This window comes from Staphylococcus coagulans, from assembly GCF_002901995.1.
Lineage (GTDB): Bacteria > Bacillota > Bacilli > Staphylococcales > Staphylococcaceae > Staphylococcus > Staphylococcus coagulans.
Map to the genome: position 1 here is coordinate 1 of NZ_PPQN01000087.1, position 433 is coordinate 433.

1 protein-coding gene is annotated in these 433 nt (G+C 39.0%); it reads right to left on the reverse strand.

Annotated features, from left to right (window positions below; translation table 11 throughout):
* The coding region (locus CD118_RS11260) for a transposase family protein (protein ID WP_142380878.1) at positions 1 to 433 on the reverse strand (433 nt) is incomplete at both ends.

The following is a 433-nucleotide window of genomic DNA, read 5'->3' on the forward strand; positions in this document are numbered from 1 at the left end:
CTAATTTATGTTTGCGACGATCAGGTAAAATATCGATGATATCATGGGTTACACTATCACAGTAAATAAAGCTCATCGCACCTTCGACATCTTTCGTTGATTTGAATTCGTCAACAGCTAAGTGCTCAGGTAAAACATGATGCGCCTGCGTCTTCACTGAATCACTTACCTCTTTTAAATGGCGATGGACAGTTGAATGTGATACACACAGACTTTCAGCGACATCCTTTTCTGAGATGACTTTAGATAGTTTCCGCGTCATCATGCGTTTGACCTCATTTGAGATGGTACATCGGGGCTGAATATAGGGTGTTTGAGCTGTAAAGGTTTGTTGACAAGCTTTACAGTAAAAGCGCTGTTTCTTCAATTTTAAATAGGCAGGTCTTTCAAAAATTAATCCCATATAAACTTTCGTTTTACGAAAGCCGTGTTT